The sequence below is a fragment of the Parageobacillus sp. G301 genome (assembly GCF_030268025.1).
GTDB classification, from domain to species: domain Bacteria; phylum Bacillota; class Bacilli; order Bacillales; family Anoxybacillaceae; genus Parageobacillus_B; species Parageobacillus_B toebii.
On record NZ_BSDB01000002.1, the window covers coordinates 1100623 to 1122070 of the forward strand.

A 21448-nucleotide genomic window follows, 5' to 3' on the forward strand; every position below is an offset into this window, starting at 1 on the left:
CAGTCTTATTCTTCATGAGGTGATGGAAGAATGAAAGAGAAAAGAAAGCTCAATTATTGGAAAAACGAATATATCGGAAGGATCCTAGTCACTTTTTGCGGTCTGCTGATCGTTATTACTACTCTTTCTATTATTGCGTTTATTTGTGGCAAAGGAATCCAGTCATTTACAGAAAGCGGAATTTCTCTGAAGGAAATGCTGTTCTCGACAGAGTGGAGGCCAAGTGATTCGAATCCAAAATATGGAGCCGTTATTTTTATCGTCGGGTCAACGCTTGTATCGATTGGAGCGGTGTTGTTAAGCACGCCGATTGCGATCGCTCTTGCTATTTTCATGCATTTTATTTCTCCAAAATTCGGTTCATCTGTATTAAAACCAGTATTGGAGCTGCTTGTCGGCATTCCGTCCGTTGTTTACGGTTGGTTAGGTGTTACAATTCTTGTTCCGCTTCTTCGTGAATGGTTTGGCGGCGTGGGATTTAGTTTGTTAGCTGGAATTATCGTATTAAGCGTAATGATTTTACCGACGATCACAAGCATCACGTCAGATGCGCTGAACAGTGTTCCGTTTTCTTACTTGGAAGCGTCATACGGACTTGGTTCAACGAGATGGCAGGCGGTTAGCCGAGTCATCGTTCCCGCAGCAAAAACGGGAATTTTAACTGGCATCGTCCTTGGGTTAGCGAGAGCGTTCGGCGAAGCATTAGCGGTGCAAATGGTGATCGGAAACACGGTGAAACTTCCTTCAGGATTATATAGCCCAACAGCGACATTAACCGGAATTTTAACGATGGATATGGCTAATACGATAAACGGTACTGCTTGGAACAATGCGTTGTGGACATTGGCGATGATTTTGTTGCTTATTTCCTTTTTCTTTATTGTGCTTATACGAATGATCGGACAAAAAGGGGAACGATAATATGAGATCGAGAGTGGTCGATAAAATTTGGACGGGCATATTTTATGTGATTGCTGCTTTCGTCATTGGTCTGCTTGTATTATTTTTTGTGACGGTTTTGTCAAAAGGCTGGGGATTTTGGCAGCCAGATTTTCTGTTTGGAAAACCGAGCAATACGCAAGCAGGTGGAGGAGTTGGTCCTCAGCTTATTAACTCGCTTTATATGCTTGTTATTACGTTATTGATTTCTGTTCCATTAGGATTAGGAGCGGGAATTTATTTGGCGGAATACGCCAAACAAGGAAGAATGCTTAATTTTATTCGGTTGTGCATCGAAACGATGGCATCTCTCCCATCGATTGTCGTTGGATTGTTTGGATTATTGGCGTTTGTGACGCTTACAGGATGGGGCTATACGTTAATTGGCGGCGCGTTGGCGATTACCATATTAAACTTGCCAGGATTGACGCGTATATGTGAGAATGCGATTTTAGATGTTCCTTCGAGCATAAAGGAAGCTAGTCTTGGGTTAGGAGCGACGCGGTGGCAAACGTTAGTGAAAGTAATTCTTCCGGCTGCGCTTCCGCAAATCATGACAGGGGTCATTTTAGCAGCGGGGCGAATTTTTGGTGAGGCAGCTGCATTAATTTATACCGCAGGATTAACGACTCCGTTATTAAACTTTGCTGCCGATTTATCGAGCAAAGCACACCCATTGAATGTTTTTCGGCCAGCAGAAACGTTAACCGTACACATTTGGAAACTAAATTCAGAGGGAATTGTTCCAGATGCGAAAATAATTGCGGCGAAATCGGCAGCGATACTTGTTATTATGGTTCTTTTGTTTAATATTATCGCTCGTTTTGCCTCCGCTGCATTGCAACGCTATTTTTTAGGAAGTCGTCGAACAAAAAAGGGGAGTAGCGCTGCATAAAAAGGCCACTATCGTTGCCGATAGTGGCCTATTCGTTTTGCGGTTTTGCGGAAGGAACTTCTTTCATTGCCAAAAATAGCACGGCAATCGAGACGAACCAATGAATAAATGGAGCATATGGCACAACTGTTTGCAGCGCCTCCATAACGGTGAAAAACACCGTTGATAAAGTGACAGCATATGCTGACATAATCCAAGTATGGCGATATTGTAGTTTTTTATCAAGAGTGCTGCGCAAAATTAATCCGAAGAAGGCAAGAATACAGATGCCAATAAATTTACTCGCGCTTGCGAATAAGTAAATAATAAGAAGCGACAACGGAATGAAAACAGGCAGCAGTGACTGCAGGGTTTCGATAAAAGTGTGGACGTCTTTGTCTGTTATTTTTATATCTGGAAACGTAGAATAGCTATAATATTGTGGTTGATGATTGGCAACTAATACAGCTTCGTGTTTTAAAAGCCCGATGGCGTTGCTAAAGCGCTCTACGTCTTCTTTTGTTACTTGGCCGGTGCTGTCAAAAATAATGGTAAAGCCGTGCTGATCAATATGAATGGGCTCTTTTGCAGAAGAATGCAATTGACCGTTTTCAATCGTAAACGAAGGGAGTTCATTTTGTAAAAGAGCGCTTGTATTACGAATTCCTTCGACAAAAGAAGTGGTTAAGTAATAGGCCATCGGTAAGATAGAAAGAAAGGTTAACAAAAATACATATCCAATAGTTTTTCCAATTCCTTGAAAGCGAAAACGCGCGATATCTTTCGGGGAATATAAACTTTTCCATAGCTGCACAAACATATTCATCCTTGACACATCCTTCCTGTCCTCCATTGTTCATTGTATATTGTGCGCGTTGATAATTCAACTAAAGACGCACGTATAAAAAATCTCCCTAGGAACGTTTCTGTTCCTAGGAGTTACAAGCAAATAAATTGAAACATTGTGGCAATTTTGGTAAGCTAATTTTAAACGAACGCACAGTGGTTATACTATATTTTGCGTTCGGATACATAAAAACAAAAAAGGAGGAGTTAATATGGCTTTCGAATTACCGCAATTGCCTTATGCTTATGATGCGTTAGAGCCACACATTGACAAGGAAACAATGAACATTCACCACACAAAACACCATAACACTTATGTCACAAACTTAAATGCCGCTTTAGAAGGACATGCGGACTTACAAAACAAATCGATTGAGGAACTGCTCAGCAATTTGGAAGCACTTCCAGAAAGCATTCGCACAGCAGTTCGCAATAATGGCGGCGGACATGCTAACCACTCTCTATTCTGGACGATTCTTTCGCCAAACGGCGGCGGTGAGCCAACAGGCGAACTAGCAGATGCGATTAACAAAAAATTTGGCAGCTTTGCTGCGTTTAAAGAAGAATTTACAAAAGCAGCTGCGACTCGCTTCGGTTCTGGTTGGGCTTGGCTTGTTGTCAACAACGGTGAGCTTGAAGTGACAAGCACTCCAAACCAAGACTCTCCATTAATGGAAGGAAAAACCCCAATTCTTGGTTTAGACGTTTGGGAGCATGCATATTACTTAAAATATCAAAACCGTCGTCCAGAATACATTGCTGCATTCTGGAACATTGTCAACTGGGACGAAGTAGCAAGACGCTACAGCGAAGCAAAAGCGAAATAATGAACTGCTGCAGTGCACAGACTGGGCTAATTTAGCCCGGTCTTTTTTGTTTTTGCAAGTGATTTTTACATCCCCGATGCATAGAACAACGAAAATTTGCAACACTACCCTTTAGACGAAAAAGGGGAGTTTATCATGGCAATCATCAAAAAAATTACTGGTCAAGAACAAATTACTCGGGACTTAGTGTTGCTGCTGTGCATCGGCGGATTTTATGCATTGAGTGTTGCGCTTTCCAATACGTTTGTCAATGTGTATTTATGGAAACAGTCTGGGGAGTTTCGTGATTTAGCGCTATACAATTTGTCCGTTGTTACATTGCAGCCGCTGACGTTTATTTTCGCTGGAAAATTGGCCAAAAAAGTGGACCGCATTATTGTATTGCGGTTAGGCGTATCGTTTTTGGCAATTTTTTTTATTACGGTTTTGCTTTCCGGAAGTCGTGCCCATAACTACTTGATCGTGCTGGGTGCGCTTTTAGGTATCGGCTATGGATTTTATTGGCTTGCTTTTAATGTATTGACATTTGAAATTACCGAACCGGAAACTCGCGATTTTTTTAACGGGTTTTTCGGGATTCTTACTTCTATGGCTGGAATGATTGGCCCGATCGTTGCGGGATATATTATTTCTTCATTGGCAAATACGAAAGGATATACGTTTATCTTTTCTATTTCACTTAGCTTGTTTGTTATTGCTGTCATTTGCAGTTTTTTTCTCAAGCGACGCCCCGCGAAAGGAAATTATTTATTTCTTCGCATTTTAAAAGAACGGCGTTATAATAAAAATTGGCGGTTAATTACGAACGCTCATTTTTTCCAAGGGTTGCGCGAAGGAACGTTTATGTTCGTCATTTCCGTATTAGTGTATATTACTTCGAAAAGCGAGATGGCATTAGGGAAATTTGGCTTCGTGAACTCGCTGACATCATTTATTGCCTACTATGTTGTTTCCAGGTTGATGAAACGGAAATATCGAAAAAAAGCGATTTTATGTGGCGGCTTATTGCTATATGGGGCTGTTTTTCTTATCGTTTTTCATGTCTCCTATCCGCGCCTGATCTTATATGCGATTGCGATTGCCATCGCTTATCCTCTACTGCTCGTTCCGTATTCGTCATTGACGTTTGATGTGATAGGGAGAAGCTGGAAATCGGCGGAAATGCGGATTGAGTATATCGTTGTCCGCGAGTTGTTTTTAAACGGCGGACGTATCGTATCCATTCTCGCTTTTTTAACTGCGATTACATTGTTTGAGGAAAGAACAGGAATATCGATTTTAATGTTAATACTTGGCGCAGGGCATTTCATCATTTATTTATTTGTACGACATATTCATTTAGATGACAGAGGAACGAATGAAGAAAGGCATCCGTTTATTTCACCAAAGTTGGCGAATGAAGAAGGGGGCTCTCCAGCGTAGGCAGCCCTCTTTTCCCATGGTTTTTTTCTAGAAAAGTTGCCATCTTTCTTTTACAATAGAAAGTAAGTGCTAAAAGAAGAGGAGGAGGCTAGTTGAAAAAGAAAAAAAGAGCACAAGTGCCGTTTCGATTGAATATACTTTTTTTTGTTGTGTTTTTGCTGTTTTCGGCACTTATTTTACGGCTTGGCGTCGTACAAATTGTTTACGGGGAATATTACCGGAAAGAGGCAGAGCGTACGGAAGATGAAATTGTCAGCACCCCAGTGCCGCGCGGGAAAATTTACGACCGTTTTCATCGCGTCATTGTGGATAATACTCCGAGAAATGCGATTACATATACACGTTCCAAAACGACGAAACCGGAAGATACGCTCAAAATTGCACGCAAATTGGCTAAATATATCAACAAACCAGTTGACAAAGTTACGGAACGTGATATGAAAGATTATTGGATTTTAACAAGAAAAGAAAAAGCAGAGAAAAAAGTAAGTAAAAAAGAACGAGAACGATTAGAAAAACAGGGATTGTCGCAGAAAGAAATCGATAAAAAAATATATGAACTCACATTAAAACGCATTACACCAGATGATTTGCGCGAGATTACAAAAAAGGAATTAGAAATTATCGCAATCAAACATGAAATGGATAGCGGATATGCGCTAACTCCGCAAACGGTGAAGAATGATCATGTAACAGATAAAGAATATGCAGTGGTGAGTGAGCATTTAGAGGAATTGCCAGGAGTAAATACGACCGTCGACTGGGACCGTCACTATGTATATGGAAATACGTTTCGTTCTGTACTCGGCAATGTGACGAAAGATGATGAGGGAGTTCCGCGCGAACGGCTCGACTATTTTTTGGCACGTGACTACAGCCGCAATGATCGCGTTGGGAAAAGCTACCTTGAAGCGCAATTTGAAGGTGTATTGCATGGCAAAAAGGCAAAAATCAAAAATGTCGTGGACAAGTCCGGCAATGTGACTTCGATAGAGCAAATATATGACGGAGAGCGCGGAAAGGATCTTGTACTGACGATCGACATCGAACTTCAGAAGCAAGTGGAAAACATCATTCAAGAAGAAATCATGGCTACAAAACGGAGGGGAAATTCCCCTTTGCTTGATCGGGCGTTTGTGGTGATGATGAACCCGAAAACGGGAGAAGTTTTATGCATGGCTGGAAAGCTGCTTGCAAAGGGTGAAAGCGGAAAAAGGGAATTTGTTGATTTTGCTATTGGTAATCTCACCTCTGCTTACGCCATGGGATCAGCAGTAAAGGGTGCGACGGTGCTGACGGGCTTTCAAACAGGAGTATTGCATCCGAATACTTACATCCTTGACGAACCATTATATATAAAAGGCACAAAACCTAAAAAATCATGGCAGACGATGGGGACGATCAATGAGTTGACCGCGCTGCAGCGTTCCTCGAACGTATATATGTTTAAAACGGCGATCGCCATCGGCGGCGGGAAGTATCGTCCACACCGGTCATTAAGCATTAATCCTGAAGCGTTCACGACCATTCGCAAGTATTTTAGCCAATTCGGGCTAGGAATGAAGACAGGAATTGATTTGCCAAATGAGCTCAGCGGTTTTCAGGGAAAAGAAACGAAAGCCGGTCTATTGCTAGACCTTGCCATTGGCCAATACGATATGTACACCCCGCTGCAAATGGCGCAATATGTATCAACGATTGCCAACGGCGGCTATCGGATGAAGCCGCAAATTGTTAAAGAGATTCGCAAGCCGACGGATAACGCAAAGGAATTGGGGCCGATTGTCCGACGCTTTGAGCCGGTTGTATTGAACCGGATCGATATGAAGACGGAGTATATTAAACGGGTGCAGGAAGGATTCCGCCGGGTGATGCAGGAGCCGAAAGGAACAGCGTATTCGTTTTTCGCCGATGCACCATATAAGCCGGCCGGAAAAACAGGAACAGCGGAAGCTTTCTATGACGGACCGATCCAAAGCAGACGAAATGATCCAACATATAATTTGACATTAGTCGGATATGCTCCTTATAACGATCCGGAAGTTGCATTTGCTGTTGTCGTTCCTTGGGCGACGCAAGGGCATAGCGACGGCATTAACAATAGAATCGGCAGACGAATCTTAGATACGTATTTTAAGCTAAAGGCTGAGAGAGCAAAAGGAAATGTTGCGAACAATACTACAAGCGGAGATATAGAGACAAACACGGACGAAAATGAATAACAACAATGAATAGGAAAAGAAGGCACTGTTTCGTATGGTGCCTTCTTTTTTTAAATTTTCCTTAACAAAAGCTTAACACTTAATTAAAATGCCGTTAATAGTTCCGGTGTATCCTAAGTTCAGAGGCTTAGTGAAAATAAGTGGGCGATAGAAACGTTTTTAGTGAAAACGATAGTGAATTAAAGGCGGGTTTTACCTTTTTATAGCAAAATAAAAGGGGAGACATTTATGGGTGTAACAGTAATAATGGAACGACCTCATATGAATATAAGAGAAACCGCGAAAAAGGAGACGGTATATCATACAAACCAACTAAACGTATGGTACGGAGAGCATCACGCTTTAAAAAATATTAACTTATCTTTTTATGAAAACGAAATTACGGCAATTATCGGTCCATCTGGTTGCGGCAAATCCACTTACATTAAAACGTTAAACCGAATGATTGAATTATCGCCAAATGTCCGCATTACTGGGGAAATCAGCTATCGCGGCCGCAATATTTTTGATCGTTCTTACCATGTTGAAGAATTGCGCGCGAGCGTCGGAATGGTTTTCCAAAAACCCAACCCGTTCCCTAAATCCATTTATGATAATGTTGCTTACGGTCCACGCATTCATGGGATACGAAATAAAAGCGTGTTAGACGGCATTGTCGAGAAAAGTTTACGTGCCGCAGCGCTTTGGGATGAAGTAAAAGATCGCCTTTATGAGCATGCGCATATGCTTTCGGGAGGACAGCAACAACGGCTATGCATCGCTCGCTGTTTAGCGGTTGAGCCGGATGTTATTTTGATGGATGAGCCTACTTCCGCATTGGACCCAGTGTCAACGGCGAAAATTGAAGAATTGATGCAACAGCTGAAAGAAAACTATAGCATTATTATCGTTACACATAATATGCAGCAAGCGGCGCGTATTTCGGATAAAACGGCATTTTTCCTAAACGGGGAAGTCATCGAATTTGGAGATACGCACCAATTGTTTTCGAATCCGAGAGATAAACGAACAGAAGATTATATTACAGGACGATTTGGATAAAAGTCGAAAACGGGGTTATTCCCTTGTTTTAGGGAGTAACCCCATTTTTATTTGGATTTGTTCGTGATTAGATCGCCTATTTCTTCATAACTCATACCGCTATGTACTTTGTAAGTGCCGGCACGAACGTAGCGGGTCAGCCCATGTGTTTCTAAATAGGTTACAAATGCGTTGGCATCGGAAATAATATGAGCATCTTCTAACTTTTGCGCGAAGTCGTTTGGCACTTCGCCTTTTTGAATCGTAAGAAAGTAAACATATATGGTTTTGGATGAAGGTGGATGGTCGGAAATAGAAGCAGGATTATCCTGTTTAACTGCTTCTTTTAACCTTTTATATTCTGATTCACTGATTGCAATCAGCCCTTCTTTTTTCAGTGCGTCATGAAGTTTTGCCGTTGTCAATGTGTCGAATTCCATGTAGTAAGCAGCGCCGATTACGGAAGTAGCAAATAACATTCCAAGAGCAATCGCGCGTATTGTCTGCTTCGTCATCATCGTGCCAGTCCCCTTAAAATCATGCGCACTTCTTCTGTTGTAAGGGCGGTTTCGCGGGCGATTTGTTCATAAGAAAGACCTTGCTTATATAGCGTGAATACACGATTTTTGGTTAAAGTGGATCGATCGCTGTCATGAGCCGAAGCGATATGCGTCGGATTTTCATGATGAATTAACAATTCTTCTTCTAATACTTGCAATCGTTTTTTCAATTGATATGATTCTTGTGCGAATGATAGTGTAAGATGATCAAGCTGTTCTTCCATTTGTTTTATATTGTCTTTTGCGAGAAAAGAAATAAAAAAAAGAAAAATAGAGAAGACGATAAGACCTATCATGATGTATTCCATTATGCTCATCACCCCATTTCACTATATCATAGGTTTGTTTTTTCAATAAATACTTAATTGATAATTTGTAAAAAGCGTAAATTAGATGTGGAAATCGACATAAAAAAATGCTATCATAGAAAAGTCTGATTATAAGTTATTATAGTTTGGAGGGAAGAAACATGCGTGTTAACGTTACACTAGCTTGCACAGAATGCGGTGAACGTAACTATATTACATCGAAAAATAAACGCAATAATCCTGACCGTCTCGAATTAAAAAAATATTGTCCAAGATGCAAAAAGGCGGTACCTCATCGTGAAACGAAGTAAGCAGTGGGAAATTGATTCCTGCTGCTTTTTGTCTTTTTCTGTTTCATTTACTAGGCGGATGGATGCCGGTGAAGGAGGAAAAGGAGATGGAGGAAAAGAAGCAAATTCGCAAGATGATAAAAGCAAAATTGCAACAATTAACCGATGAAGAAAAGCAGGCATATGATAAACAAATCGCGGATAGATTGTATGGGCTTCCGTTATGGAAAAGCGCAAAAACAATCGGCATTACTATTTCTAAAGAAAAAGAAGTGGATACAAAACCAATTATTGAACGAGCATGGCGTGAAGGCAAAACGGTGAGCGTACCGAAATGCGATCCGGCAACAAAAACGATGGTGTTTCGGAAAATTCAATCTTTTTCTCAATTGGAGTCTGTTTATTTTGGCCTATGGGAGCCGATTGAAAAGATCACAGACGAAGTCGAAGGAAATGATATGGATATAATGGTCGTTCCTGGAATATGTTTTTCAAAAAATGGCTATCGCATTGGATATGGAGGGGGGTATTATGACCGCTATTTGCGGCATGTATCCGTTCCAACGATTTCATTAGCTTATTCATTCCAAGTGATGGACTCTCTTCCTGTGGAAGAACATGACATCCCTGTTCAATTGATTATTACAAACGAAGGAGTTATAAGATGTAATGAATGAATGGTTATACGTATTTGCTTCCGCTATTGTGGCGATTGGCGGCTATTTTATTCGTTCCCTTTCCATTTCCGGCGCAATAGCAGCAGTGCTTGTTGGGACAATCGTTGGAAAAGGGTTTTCCTGGAAAGGAATGATATTATTAGGTATATTTTTCGTTAGTTCTAGCATCTGGAGTAAGATTGGCAAAAAGAGAAAACAGCAACTGATAGAGAAAGTAGAAAAAGGAGAATGTCGCGACTATATACAAGTATTTGCAAACGGGGGAGTTCCCGCACTGATCAGTTTTCTTTCCATTTTGAATCCATCGCCGCTTTGGCTTAACCTCTTTATCATTTCCATCGCCGCTGCAAACGCGGATACGTGGGCATCGGAAATCGGCAGTTTAAGCCGGCAAGCCCCAAGGTTATTGCCGAATTTCAAAAAAGCGGAAGTCGGAACATCGGGCGCGGTAACGTTATTAGGTACGATTGCCGCTTTTTTGGGAGCAGCTTTTATCGGCTTTGCAAGTGCTTTTCAATGGGACAACATTTCCATTATGACGGTAGCGTTTTTTGGATGGCTCGGCAGTTTTTTTGATACATTGTTCGGCGCGGCTTGGCAGACTGTTTATCGCTGTCCTGTATGCGGTCTCAAAACAGAACGAAAGGAACATTGCGGACAAAAAACCGTGCACATAAAAGGGAGCCGCTTTGTAAACAATGATGTTGTAAATGTTTTATCGATTGCATGTTCTACGATTATTTATGTTTTTGTTATTTATCTTGGCAAATGATCAAAAACGGTCCATTTTATGGCCCGTTTTTTGCTATTTTATAGTGATTTCATAATTTACAAGCGAATGGGAAAAAACAATAAAGAGGAATTTTTGTAAGGAAGGAGAAAGAGAATATGAACAAATTTGTTTATTTCGTGTTTATGTTTATAGGTAGTATAGTGGTGTATCGCTGCCGCTACCGGATTGTGAACGCTATATTGCGTGTTCGCCTTTTACAACAATGGCTTGTACGCTTTGCAATGAATATCCCGCTTGTCCGCAATACAATCATTTCTCAAGTATTTCGATAAGTGTGGTACAATGAAACAGTGGGATGTTTTGATCTCAAGACATATTGGCTATGTGCGGACATTTCGTGCTGCCATTTCCCATTGTTTTGCGACATTTTTTCGAAAGATGTTCATTTTTTCTTCATAGTTTCGTACATTTGAATTGTTTTTTAGCCAAAAGGAATTACGAGGAGTTTCATTTGGTGGAACGAAGGGAGAGGGGACTTTGAATGGAAAAATGGAATTATTATTTTGGCAGCTTGTTTATTTTTTTATAAAACAGCGTTATCGTATAATTCAGCTGTCCAATCATTCACATGAAATTTGGCTGGAGTCGCTTGAAAATAAACACGTTCCTATTGTTCGGGTTGTGCGTTATGACATCGATTGGAGTCAATGGTTGAAGCGGGATATGGAATATGCTTGGCGCATTGCCGAACAAATTCAAAAACGGCGGATAAGAAGATTCAGGGAAATTGTCAATATTTATGTTTCCACATACCCTCCTGTTGATGATTGGGAGTTTCTTATCGAGAAGCCGCTGCCGCTTTCACAAAAGCGAAATGCTGTTTTTCGAACATTTCTTATTCATTCCGGAAACGTAAATATGTCATTGCAACAGTTAACGGAAATTGTCCAAACACCTATTGTCCTTCCGACAGTAGTGAATGATATTGATCCATTTTTTGAAGCGGAGCGGTTGAAGCAGGATATTTTACGGGAAGCGAGAGAACAGCATGAAAGAGAAAGACGATTGTTTGAATACGGGAAGCCTGTTTTTACATATATTTTTATCGCATTGCAAGTGCTCGTCTTTCTGTTAATGGAATGGAGTGGAGGTAGCACGAATCCGGCGGTTTTGATCCAATATGGCGCAAAATTTAATCCCCTTATTCAAGAAGGGGAGTGGTGGCGCTTTTTTACACCGATTTTTTTGCACATTGGCTTTTTGCATTTATTGATGAATACGTTCGCCCTTTACTATTTAGGTATGACGGTCGAACGTCTTTACGGATCGTGGCGCTTTTTCTTTATCTATCTTATTGCGGGGTTTTTTGGGACGCTGGGCAGTTTTTTATTTACTACTTCTCTTTCCGCAGGAGCATCAGGCGCCATTTTTGGTTTATTCGGAGCGCTTCTTTATTTTGGCACTGTATATCGGCATCTATTTTTCCAAACGATCGGAACCAATATTATCGGTTTGATTATTATCAACCTGTTATTTGGGATAATGGTGCCTGGAATTGATAATGCCGGGCATATTGGCGGATTAATTGGCGGATTTCTCGCTTCGGGTATTGTCCATTTGCCAAACCATCTTGATTGGAAGCGGCAAGTGCGAACATTGCTAGTGACGGTGAGCGCTGCCGCCTTAGGTTTATATATCGGATTCTAACTGGAAATTTGCTGGATCAGCTGAATTTTTTCTCCATCTTTTGTCTCAGTGAGAACAATTAAGTGGGAATAATCTTTGCTTATTAAAATAAGCGGTATTGTACTGCCGATTGGCGAGAGGATGGATCCATCCTCTTTTTTTATGCCGAGAAAATAAGATTTATATATTCCTTCCCAAAGTTTCCCAAGTATTTCTTGCGTTTTTTCCATAGAAAGGTCAGGCAAAGGTTGTTCATTGTAAATAATTAAATCAGGCAAATAGAATGAATAATATTGTTGGCTGTTTATAGAGAAGTGAGATAAGAGCGATTGTGCTTTCTGCTGAAGAAATTCGTTTGTCGTTTTGTTTAATACTTTTTGCCACTCTTTTTCATCCCTTGTTGTTGCACGGTGAAAGGAAGCAAGCGGGCTGTACGGAGAATCGATCACGTACAAGTAATCGCTTGTCATTGTTTGGCTGCTTGTTATTGCATTTCCTTCATGAAGTTCTCCATGGTGAAAAGAAATCGTTTGAAAAAGATGGCTATCTTTTGCTGTCACTTTTTTTTCCTGCACTAATGTTTGGACATTATTCTTCCATTTTGACAGACGATCAACAAGACGCCCATCTGCAAAAAGCAAGGAAATATCTTGACGCAAGTAAGCGTTCCGGTCTAATGAAGACGATGTTGACCAAAGCAATGAATACTTTCCTTCCCGTTTTCGCGGCTGCAATTGAAGCTTTGTTTTTGCATCATGAAACTTTACGTGCGGATTAATCGGGAAAAAGATGATCGTTTCTTTCGTTGGTCGATGGAAGGAAAATGGAAACAATGAAATAATGCATAAAAACGCTGCTATAATCATTGTGATTGGAACTAATTTTCTCATAATAGCCCCCTACACGGACAAGTTTGTCACCAATATATGCACGTAAAGGGGAAAAGATGTATGAATTTGTTTTCCATTGTCCATGATGCGTTCAAGTTTTTTCCTTTCTTGACGAAAATGGACGTTTCTTTATACATTTATATTGAGTAAAAAATGTGCAGGTGAAACAATGAAAACGGTATACGATGTGCAGCAACTTTTAAAACAGTTTGGAACGATTATATATGTAGGGGATCGTTTAGCAGATTTAGAGCTGATGGAGGAAGAATTAAAAGAACTATACCAGTCGCAGCTGATTGATGTGAAAGATTATCAAATGGCGCTTTTTATATTAAGACATGAGGCGCAACTCGAAAGAGAAAAACGAATGAAAAAGGAATGACGAAACATGACGGAAAGATGGCTTGTTGGAGTGGATTTAGGCGGAACGACGACTAAAATGGCGTTTGTGACAACAGATGGTGATATCGTACATAAATGGGAGATCGATACCGATATTTCGAACAAAGGGGAAAACATTGTAAAGCATATATCACAATCGCTAGAGGAGACGTTACATCGCCTTGGAGAAAGCAAAGATCGGCTTTTAGCCATTGGGATCGGCGCGCCGGGACCGGTGCATATGGAAACAGGGATGCTTTATGAAGCGGTGAATTTAGGGTGGAAAAATTACCCATTAAAAGATCGGCTTGAGCGAGAAACATCCCTTCCTGTAGCGGTGGACAATGATGCGAATATTGCCGCCCTCGGGGAAATGTGGAAAGGAGCTGGAAGTGGCGCGCGCGACCTTATTTGCGTCACACTTGGTACCGGTGTCGGAGGTGGGGTTATTGCCAATGGTCGAATTGTGCACGGCGTAAACGGTGCCGGTGGAGAAATCGGCCACATGACAATGCTTCCAAAAGGCGGTGCGCCGTGTAATTGCGGTAAAACCGGCTGTTTGGAAACGATTGCTTCTGCCACGGGAATTGTAAGAATCGCAAAAGAAAAATTATCACATTGGGATAAACCGACTTTGCTTCGCGATGAAACCGTAACTGCCAAAGCGGTATTTGACGCGGCGAGAGCGAATGACGAACTAGCGCTCGAGGTTGTGGATGAAGTGATGTTTTACCTCGGACTGGCATTGGCGAATGCAGCGAATGTGTCAAATCCGGAAAAAATCGTTATTGGCGGCGGTGTATCAAAAGCAGGTAATATATTAGTAGAACGTGTCAGTACTTATTTCCGTCGTTTTGCGTTTCCGCGTGTCGCGGAGGGAGCCACGATTGTATTGGCGACGCTTGGCAATGATGCGGGAGTAATTGGCGGTGCATGGTTGGCAAAAATGTCACTGTCTGTTTGATTACAAAGTGAATATGCAAGAGGTAAACGATTCATCGAAAGGACATCTGCCGATGAATCGTTTTTTATTTTTCATTTTCTACACCGTATGCTCATATGTTGAAGGTAGAACATCTAGGAAGGAGAGACCGCTTTGAATATATATGCTTCTCTAGGTGACACGCTAGCGATGTATAGCAAATGGTTTTCCGTTCCTTACGAATTGTTGGCAGACTCTAATCCACATATAAAAAAGGATGAACTAGAACCAGGTGAAGTTGTGCGTATTCCAGGATATGAAACCGTTCATACGTGGGAAGAGTTGGCTAGTTTTTTCCCTGTGCATGAAGAAGCATTGCAACGGATGAAAGGGACGCCTGAAATTATCAGCGGATCAGTGCAGCTGCCAAAGAGAGTGATTTCCCGCGTTGTTCAAGGGCAGAAAACATACGATTTTTCCGCACTACAGCAAGATATTGAAGCACTTTGCCGCTGTTATCCATTTGTGCGAACAAGAACGATCGGATATAGTGTGCTCGGATTGCCATTAATCGAAATAAAAATTGGTCAAGGGCCGATTCGCGTTCATCTGAACGGTTCGTTCCATGCGAACGAATGGATTACAACGGCGATTATCATGACGTTTCTCAACGATTACTTGCTAGCAGTGACAAACAGTGAGCCAATTCGAGGACATCATATGCTTGATTATTATAAAAAAGTGACATTATCTGTTGTGCCGATGGTGAATCCAGATGGCGTCGACCTCGTTTTACACGGTCCCCCTGAGCAAGAACCGTATCGAAGCGAAGTGATTCGAATGAATGGAGGATTCTCCGATGACTTTTCACAATGGAAAGCGAACATTCGCGGCGTTGATTTAAATAATCAATTTCCGGCGAAATGGGAAGTCGAACGAGCCCGTAAAATTCCAAAAGCACCGGCTCCCCGTGATTTTCCGGGATTTGCACCGCTTACTGAACCGGAGGCAAAAGCGATGGCTGCATTAACGGAAGAAAGTGATTTTGACATGATTTTAGCGTTTCACACGCAAGGAAAAGAGATATACTGGGGATATGAAGGATTTGAGCCATCTGAGGCGGAAGAAACGGTAAAGGAATTTGCGAAAACGAGTGGTTATCAAGCAGTAAAGTATATTGACAGCCATGCGGGATATCGCGATTGGTTTATTCAAACGTGGAAGCGAAGAGGGTATACGGTGGAATTAGGCGAAGGAGTAAATCCGCTGCCAATTGAACAGTTTACAGAGATTTATGAAGATAGTCTTGGCATTTTTCTAGCAGCGCTGTATATGGCTTGAGGAAAATCATAACATATAAAAAACGCAAGAGGCTTGTAAATGCCTCTTGCGTTTTAATGCGTGCCTGTTGGAATACCATGGTGCAATACGGTCATGATGGTAAACCAGCCAAATACAGCAACAGCCCCAAGCCCGAAAAGAACCCCGAGTATATTTTTGTCACGCAATGAGCGTACAACTCCGTAAAGCGCTAACAGTGCAACTAATGCAAAAATAATGACTGTACCCATTATGTTTCCCCTCCTTTTCGAAATAATCCGTATACAAGATTATGTAGAAAACCGACTAATTCCTTTTCATTGTAATCATTTTTTATTTATTTGTCGAGGGTGAAAATATGAATCATCACATGATACGTATCGGCAACTTTTTTAAGCAGCGGTTCGTAATGATGGCCGATCAAATAAATCGTTTCACCATTGCTGCATTCTTTGGCTACTATATATTCTTCGAGTTGTAATATCATCATATCGATTTCTAACGGATCGCCGTCAATAATCGAAAAAGCCGTAACAACAGAAGCAAAAACATATGCGTTGTTTTCTTTCGATATGAATCCATAATCGGAGAACTGTTCTGTCAGCGCGGGATGTTCGAGCTGTATCAATCGTTCCGTTTCATTAGAAAAATGGGAAGGCGGTTGAGATAAAATCATCCATTCTTCATCTTGTTCTATCACATTTTCCATCGGAGAAAAATGAAAAGGAACGGCATATCTTACAATCATTTTCTCCCTCTTTTTTTCATTTATTCTTTTCCATTATAACACGTCTTTTGAAAATATGTAAGCGAATCCACTAACCAATGGCAAATCGATAAAGGTTAAGATAAAATAAAAATGATGATACGATAGGAATTTACTTGTAAATGTACGAAGCGCTTTTTTGTTGAAGCTGGAAAAGTGGATAAACGGTCCGCTTCTTTATCTGCCGCTATCTTCTCCAATGGATTTTCTTCATTTTGTAACCATGTCTAATTATAGGGAGGAATCATGATGAAATGGGAGCGTATTCCAGTTGGGCCGATTCAGGCAAATGCGTACATTTTATCGCATGATGATGGAACTTGTGTTATTTTTGATCCGGGAGGCGAAGGGGATAAAATTGCACGCCATATTGAAGAACAAGGATTAACACCACTTGCGATTTTGCTGACACATGCACATTTCGATCATATCGGCGGCATTAATGAAGTGAGAAAGAAATGGGAGCTTCCAATTTATATTCATGAAAATGAAAAAGAGTGGCTGACTGATCCTGCTTTAAACGGATCTGCTTATTTTAGCATCGGTCAAGTGGTTGTTCATCATGAACCGACTTGTTTGCGAGGAGAACAAACATTGCAAATTGGGGACTTTGCTTTTGAACTTTTGGAAACACCTGGACATTCGCCAGGAAGCATCTCTTACTATTGTAAAGAGATTGAAGCGGTGTTTTCGGGAGATGTCCTTTTTCTAGGAAGCATTGGGCGCACTGATTTACCAGGCGGAAATCATGAACAGCTATTGCGCAGCATTCATGATAAGCTGCTTACATTGCCGGAAGAAACAGTCGTATTGTCTGGGCATGGGCGCGAAACGACAATTGGAGCAGAAATGGATACAAATCCATTTTTGCATGGATTTTAACGCTCCTTCTTTTCTTTGAAGGGAGGAGAATTTTTGACTTTTCAATAGGAAAAGAGGAGAAGATTGTGAATGAAAAAGCAAACGTGTCGAATTCACTTTAACTACTGCAAAAGCGGCACGTTTTGCTTTTTAAAAACAAAAAACCCTTCTTTAAGAAGAAGGGTTTTTGGGGGATGTTCTATCCATATAATGGGAGGGGATATAGTTAAGCTACTATCTATAACAATATAACAGTATTTTTACTATGTCAATAGTGAAAACAAAAATAGGAGAAGGAAATATGCGAGTGGTGAACCCGATTTATGAAGCAATCAAAACTTCGGAGCTGCGGCGATTATCGTATGCAGATTACATGCAACTTGCTTTATACGACGAACGGTGCGGTTATTATATGCGCAAAAAAACGAAAATAGGAAAAGAGGGAGACTTTTTTACAAACAGCCATGTTTCTGATGTGTTCGGCAAGCTGTTTGCTTCTTTTTTTCTTCGTCTAGTAGAGAGGCAAAATGTGCCGCCGCATATTTGTGAACTTGGAGGTGGAGATGGTAGATTCGCTCGTGCCGTGTTAAACGAGTGGAAAGCAAAAAGTCCAAATACATACAGGCAGCTAACATATACGATGATTGAAACAAGTCCTGCCCATCGGGTAAAACAATTGGAAACACTTGGCGATGTTGCTGAAAAAGTGAAGCAATATAAAGATATAAAAGAATTCCAACAGCATGTATCCTCGTTTTCGGGAATCGTTTTTAGCAACGAGTTTTTTGATGCTTTTCCCGTTCATGTCATCACAAAGGAGAACGGAACAGTGTATGAGTTGTTTGTTACTGTTGATGACCACAAGTTGGTAGAGGAAAAATATCCGTTAGAAAATGAACATATTATTCAATATTTGCACGAAAGACAGCTTTCTTTAGCGGACGGGCAACGTTTAGAAGTGCCGCTTGCGCTGAAAACATTTCTTTTGGATACAGCCCCATTTTTTCGTCATTGCGTGATGTTTACTATTGATTATGGTTATACGGATGAAGAGCTGCAATTGCCGGCAAGACGGCAAGGAAGCTTGCGAGGGTATTATCGCCATCATCTAATAACAAATCCGCTTATGTATCCTGGAGAAATGGATTTGACTGCTCATATTCAGTGGGATGCGTTACGAATGTATGGCAAACAAGCAGGATGGCAATATGTTTCTATGCTAAGGCAAGACCGCTTTTTGCTCGCTGCAGGAATATTGCTATATTTAGAAGAATATAATGACTCGAATCCATTTTCCGAAAAAAGCCGGCAAAATCGGGCGATTCGTTCATTGATCATGGATGGAGGGATGAGTACGGATTTCCATGTAATGATCCAACAAAAAGGAGTTCGTATTCATTGGGATGATATATGGGTACAGCCAGAGTTTTTATCATTTGCCTGACTGGTCACAAAAAATGAGCAGGAGAAATTATCCTCCCGCTCATTTTTCTTATTCTCCCATGCCAGGGATCATCATAAATGTTGTCCAATACGTAAATGCAGCGAAGAAAATTGTTAAGTATGCTCCGAAAATATAAATGTACATTCTTTCCGTCAATTTCAAAAAACCGAGAAATAGGAAAAACACTGTTTGACCAAAGAAAATTAATGAGGTCGTATGCATATGTCCAAGATAAAACATGACTGCAAAAATGCCGGTCCAAAATGCTAAGACGCGGAACATTCGATCCATTATGTATCCCTCCTTTTTATGACCAAGTCCCTATCTTTAATTATTATAATGTACAATTTATGAGAATGTAAATAATGCTTTCAATAATAAGTCGATACACTGATAAAACAAGCTGGACCGCTGTGGCCATAAAAATGCTTTTCTGCCGATTTCGGCAGAAAAGCGATGATCAATCTGCATAAGCGCTTACTTTACTAAATTCGCCCGATATGAACAACAGTCGCAGCCTTTTATCATGTTTTCCATTTCGACTAGTTCAACGTTTGGAAAGAGAACATCAAACATTCCTTGCAAAAATGCGTAGTGCATTTGGCAAATGATTTCTGGTTCTTGAAAGGCGATTTCTTTAAATGGACAATTGAAAACTTGTAAATATATTTTACCTTCTTTTTCATTATATTCAAACGTTGGGTAAAATCCCGCCATTTCTGCTGCTTCTTTTACGATTTCCGCTTTTTCCGCAAACGTTAATTCTTGCACAGATTGATCATGAGGGATTCGCTGGGCAACGAGTTCTTTTCCGAAATTTTTTCCTGTTTCATATAGCGCTTGCTTTCCAACATCACCAAGCTTTGCCATTGTTTGAATGGCGATTTTTGAGAGAAGTTGGTAATCCCGAAATGGAAAATGAAGTTGAATTACTTTGTCAGATAGACGATAAAGCCGGCTCGGCCGTCCTCCTTTTCCTGTTTTTTGTGTTTCCGAAACGATCATATTTACATCCTCAAGCTTTGTTAAATGAAGGCGGGCGACATTTGGATGGATGTTAAACGCTTCTGCAATTTCTTGGACAGATACCTTCTTATGCTTTTTTGTAATGTATTCATAAATATGGTAGCGTGTTGGATCTGCCAATACGTTTGTAATTTTTAATGTTTGTTCCATATTCCATCACTCCTAGACGGATAAATTACTAAGTTCATTATAATACAACGGCTTTTTCGGAAGAAATGATATTTAGCACTACCATCATAAATATCGTGAAAAGTTCATTAAATGTTCATGAAATTTTTTTATTTTTGAAGCAGGAAAATAAAAAAGCAAGTCGAATACATAAACGGAGAAAGGGGGAATAGGATGAGCAAATGAATGAAATTGAATATGTTGCCGATCGTCTCATAAAAGAAGCGAGTTTGCTTCATGTATCTGACATTCATATCGTTCCGCGCAAAGACGATGCGATTGTGCGTTTCCGGTTAGATGGATTGCTGATGGAAAAGGAAGCGTTGACAAAAGAAATGTGCGAGCGGCTTATTACGCATTTTAAATTTTTAGCAGGAATGGACATTGGCGAACGCCGCCGTCCGCAAAGCGGAGCGATGGAAGCAAGGCATCAGGAAGAAATCATTCACTTACGTCTCTCCACATTACCGACATCGTATGATGAAAGCCTCGTTATCCGGCTTCTTCCGCAGAATTTTTTTATTCCTCGATCACAACTTTCTCTATTTGCAAATGCCACGAAAACGTTACTTTCCCTTTTTCGGCAGCCCCAAGGATTAATTATTTTTACAGGACCAACTGGATCAGGCAAGACATCAACATTATATACGTTATTGCGCATTTGCCAATATGAGTGGCATCGCAATGTCATCACATTGGAAGACCCTGTTGAAAAGCGAATCGACAACATATTGCAAGTGCAAATTAATGAGAAAGCGGGAATTACGTATACAACCGGTTTAAAATCTGTTTTGCGCCATGATCCGGATGTGATTATGATCGGCGAAATTCGCGACGCCGAGACCGCAAAAATTGCGGTACGCTCAGCAATGACGGGACATTTGATTGCTACGACCATGCATACAAAAAACGCTGTTGGTGCGATTTACCGTTTGCGTGAATTCGGGATTCCGCTTGGAGATATTGAGCAAACATTGCTCGCCGTGGTCGCACAGCGGCTCGTGGATTTAGTATGCCCGTTTTGCGGTGAACATTGCTCCATATTTTGCCGTAAACATCGCTCCATTCGCCGCGCTGCTGTCCATGAACTGCTGTATGGGAATGCATTGTCGAACGCCATTCAATCCGTACAAACAAAGGAAAAGACGCATCACTACTATACGTTGCAATACGTTATTCGAAAAGGAGTTGCTCTTGGATTTTTGCCAGCACACCTTCTTTACAGGCAGTGTCAAAAGTTTGATAAATAAGGAATTTGGTGGAGAA

General features: G+C 40.9%; 25 protein-coding genes. 17 read left to right on the top strand and 8 right to left on the bottom strand.

Annotated elements, in window-relative coordinates:
* Positions 1-30 precede the first annotated feature (30 nt).
* Positions 31-921, top strand: coding sequence for a phosphate ABC transporter permease subunit PstC (gene pstC, locus QSJ37_RS14345; protein ID WP_285755804.1), 891 nt, complete (start codon positions 31-33; stop codon positions 919-921).
* A 1-nt stretch (position 922) separates the two neighbouring features.
* Positions 923-1834: a phosphate ABC transporter permease PstA gene (pstA, locus tag QSJ37_RS14350; protein ID WP_285755805.1), complete on the top strand. Its 912-nt coding sequence runs from the start codon at positions 923-925 to the stop codon at positions 1832-1834.
* A 28-nt stretch (positions 1835-1862) separates the two neighbouring features.
* Here pstA and QSJ37_RS14355 read toward each other — a convergent pair whose 3' ends face one another.
* Positions 1863-2639, bottom strand: coding sequence for a DUF1189 domain-containing protein (locus tag QSJ37_RS14355; protein WP_285755806.1), 777 nt, complete (start codon positions 2637-2639; stop codon positions 1863-1865).
* A gap of 232 nt (positions 2640-2871) precedes the next feature.
* Between QSJ37_RS14355 and sodA the strand changes: the two genes are divergently transcribed.
* The 4 genes from sodA to pstB all read left to right on the top strand — a co-directional run bounded on the left by sodA (position 2872) and on the right by pstB (position 8171).
* Positions 2872-3486, top strand: coding sequence for a superoxide dismutase SodA (sodA, locus tag QSJ37_RS14360; protein WP_015864503.1), 615 nt, complete (start codon positions 2872-2874; stop codon positions 3484-3486).
* A gap of 135 nt (positions 3487-3621) precedes the next feature.
* The gene (locus QSJ37_RS14365) at positions 3622-4908 is read left to right on the top strand and encodes an MFS transporter (protein WP_285755807.1); all 1287 of its coding nucleotides are present in this window, start codon (positions 3622-3624) and stop codon (positions 4906-4908) included.
* 92 nt (positions 4909-5000) lie between these two features.
* Positions 5001-7130, top strand: coding sequence for a peptidoglycan D,D-transpeptidase FtsI family protein (locus tag QSJ37_RS14370; RefSeq protein WP_285755808.1), 2130 nt, complete (start codon positions 5001-5003; stop codon positions 7128-7130).
* 228 nt (positions 7131-7358) lie between these two features.
* Entirely contained in the window at positions 7359-8171 is an 813-nt protein-coding gene (gene pstB, locus QSJ37_RS14375) for a phosphate ABC transporter ATP-binding protein PstB (RefSeq protein WP_285755810.1), read from the top strand.
* 47 nt (positions 8172-8218) lie between these two features.
* Here the strand turns inward: pstB and QSJ37_RS14380 are convergent, their stop codons facing one another.
* Positions 8219-8668 carry an endolytic transglycosylase MltG gene (locus tag QSJ37_RS14380; protein ID WP_285755812.1) on the bottom strand — a complete coding sequence of 150 codons (450 nt, stop codon included), beginning with the start codon at positions 8666-8668 and terminating at the stop codon, positions 8219-8221.
* Positions 8665-9018 carry a hypothetical protein gene (locus tag QSJ37_RS14385; protein ID WP_373467248.1) on the bottom strand — a complete coding sequence of 118 codons (354 nt, stop codon included), beginning with the start codon at positions 9016-9018 and terminating at the stop codon, positions 8665-8667. The genes QSJ37_RS14380 and QSJ37_RS14385 overlap by 4 nt, the downstream gene beginning before the upstream one ends.
* Positions 9019-9179: 161 nt before the next feature.
* On the opposite strand from QSJ37_RS14385, the gene rpmG reads away from it, so the two are divergent.
* From rpmG to QSJ37_RS14410, 5 genes are all read left to right on the top strand, one after another.
* Positions 9180-9329, top strand: a complete 150-nt coding sequence (gene rpmG / locus QSJ37_RS14390) for a 50S ribosomal protein L33 (RefSeq protein WP_015864497.1) — start codon at positions 9180-9182, stop codon at positions 9327-9329.
* Positions 9330-9415: 86 nt separating this feature from the next.
* A complete protein-coding gene (locus QSJ37_RS14395; protein WP_285755813.1) occupies positions 9416-9985 on the top strand; it encodes a 5-formyltetrahydrofolate cyclo-ligase in 570 nt (189 codons plus the stop codon).
* Positions 9978-10757 (top strand): DUF92 domain-containing protein, encoded by a 780-nt coding sequence (locus QSJ37_RS14400; RefSeq protein ID WP_285755814.1) that lies wholly within the window; start codon positions 9978-9980, stop codon positions 10755-10757. The genes QSJ37_RS14395 and QSJ37_RS14400 overlap by 8 nt, the downstream gene beginning before the upstream one ends.
* Before the next feature lie 116 nt (positions 10758-10873).
* Complete coding sequence (locus tag QSJ37_RS14405) at positions 10874-11050, top strand: hypothetical protein (protein WP_285755815.1); 177 nt, start codon at positions 10874-10876, stop codon at positions 11048-11050.
* 205 nt (positions 11051-11255) lie between these two features.
* Positions 11256-12425: a rhomboid family intramembrane serine protease gene (locus tag QSJ37_RS14410; RefSeq protein WP_015864493.1), complete on the top strand. Its 1170-nt coding sequence runs from the start codon at positions 11256-11258 to the stop codon at positions 12423-12425.
* Here QSJ37_RS14410 and QSJ37_RS14415 read toward each other — a convergent pair.
* Positions 12422-13294, bottom strand: a complete 873-nt coding sequence (locus tag QSJ37_RS14415; protein WP_015864492.1) for a hypothetical protein — start codon at positions 13292-13294, stop codon at positions 12422-12424. The genes QSJ37_RS14410 and QSJ37_RS14415 overlap by 4 nt on opposite strands.
* A gap of 169 nt (positions 13295-13463) precedes the next feature.
* On the opposite strand from QSJ37_RS14415, the gene QSJ37_RS14420 reads away from it, so the two are divergent.
* The 3 genes from QSJ37_RS14420 (at position 13464) to QSJ37_RS14430 (ending at position 15938) form a co-directional block, all read left to right on the top strand.
* Entirely contained in the window at positions 13464-13676 is a 213-nt protein-coding gene (locus tag QSJ37_RS14420; protein ID WP_285755816.1) for a YqgQ family protein, read from the top strand.
* 6 nt (positions 13677-13682) lie between these two features.
* Entirely contained in the window at positions 13683-14639 is a 957-nt protein-coding gene (locus QSJ37_RS14425) for an ROK family glucokinase (protein WP_285755817.1), read from the top strand.
* A 132-nt stretch (positions 14640-14771) separates the two neighbouring features.
* On the top strand, positions 14772-15938 hold the full coding sequence (locus QSJ37_RS14430; protein ID WP_285755819.1) for a M14 family metallopeptidase: 1167 nt from the start codon (positions 14772-14774) through the stop codon (positions 15936-15938).
* A 53-nt stretch (positions 15939-15991) separates the two neighbouring features.
* Here QSJ37_RS14430 and QSJ37_RS14435 read toward each other — a convergent pair whose 3' ends face one another.
* Positions 15992-16168 (bottom strand): DUF2759 domain-containing protein, encoded by a 177-nt coding sequence (locus QSJ37_RS14435; protein ID WP_015864488.1) that lies wholly within the window; start codon positions 16166-16168, stop codon positions 15992-15994.
* An 86-nt stretch (positions 16169-16254) separates the two neighbouring features.
* The gene (locus QSJ37_RS14440) at positions 16255-16665 is read right to left on the bottom strand and encodes a hypothetical protein (RefSeq protein WP_285755820.1); all 411 of its coding nucleotides are present in this window, start codon (positions 16663-16665) and stop codon (positions 16255-16257) included.
* A gap of 267 nt (positions 16666-16932) precedes the next feature.
* Here QSJ37_RS14440 and QSJ37_RS14445 point away from each other — a divergent pair, with 267 nt between their 5' ends.
* Together QSJ37_RS14445 and QSJ37_RS14450 are read left to right on the top strand one after the other, a co-directional pair.
* Positions 16933-17565, top strand: a complete 633-nt coding sequence (locus QSJ37_RS14445; protein WP_285756148.1) for an MBL fold metallo-hydrolase — start codon at positions 16933-16935, stop codon at positions 17563-17565.
* 289 nt (positions 17566-17854) lie between these two features.
* Entirely contained in the window at positions 17855-18988 is a 1134-nt protein-coding gene (locus tag QSJ37_RS14450; RefSeq protein WP_483313616.1) for a class I SAM-dependent methyltransferase, read from the top strand.
* Positions 18989-19036: 48 nt separating this feature from the next.
* On the opposite strand, the gene QSJ37_RS14455 is transcribed toward QSJ37_RS14450, so the two are convergent.
* Together QSJ37_RS14455 and QSJ37_RS14460 are read right to left on the bottom strand one after the other, a co-directional pair.
* Positions 19037-19279, bottom strand: coding sequence for a DUF2626 family protein (locus QSJ37_RS14455; protein WP_285755823.1), 243 nt, complete (start codon positions 19277-19279; stop codon positions 19037-19039).
* 186 nt (positions 19280-19465) lie between these two features.
* Positions 19466-20164, bottom strand: coding sequence for a helix-turn-helix transcriptional regulator (locus QSJ37_RS14460; RefSeq protein ID WP_285755825.1), 699 nt, complete (start codon positions 20162-20164; stop codon positions 19466-19468).
* A 200-nt stretch (positions 20165-20364) separates the two neighbouring features.
* On the opposite strand from QSJ37_RS14460, the gene comGA reads away from it, so the two are divergent.
* Positions 20365-21432 carry a competence type IV pilus ATPase ComGA gene (gene comGA / locus QSJ37_RS14465; RefSeq protein ID WP_285755826.1) on the top strand — a complete coding sequence of 356 codons (1068 nt, stop codon included), beginning with the start codon at positions 20365-20367 and terminating at the stop codon, positions 21430-21432.
* Positions 21433-21448: the final 16 nt, after the last annotated feature.